Origin of the sequence: Pseudomonas persica (assembly GCF_900291015.1) — a bacterium.
GTDB lineage: Bacteria > Pseudomonadota > Gammaproteobacteria > Pseudomonadales > Pseudomonadaceae > Aquipseudomonas.
In genome coordinates, this window is record NZ_OLKL01000272.1 from 1 (window position 1) to 249 (window position 249).

General features: G+C 71.9%; 1 protein-coding gene. It reads right to left on the reverse strand.

Features of this window, described 5'->3' with window-relative positions; genetic code table 11:
• Window positions 1-52: 52 nt before the first annotated feature.
• The coding region (locus FQ664_RS26545; protein WP_306109840.1) for an aminoglycoside phosphotransferase family protein at window positions 53-249 on the reverse strand (197 nt) is incomplete at its 5' end.

Consider the following 249-nt stretch of genomic DNA (forward strand, 5'->3'; position numbering starts at 1 on the left):
GCCTGACCCTGGCGCGGCGTGCCCGCCAAGGTGGGCACCTGCCAGGTTCGAGTCACGCCTCCGCCAGCGCCTGCAGGGCCATCATGGCCACCGCCTCATCGATGTCGGCCGGGTCGCCATCATCCCTGAACCACACCGCTGACAGGCCGGCACTGGCCGCGATCCAGCGCAGCAGCCGCGTGCGCTCGAGATCGGCCAGCCGGCAGACCTGTTCCACCCGGGCGTGGAAGCGCTCGGGCCGTGTTGCCA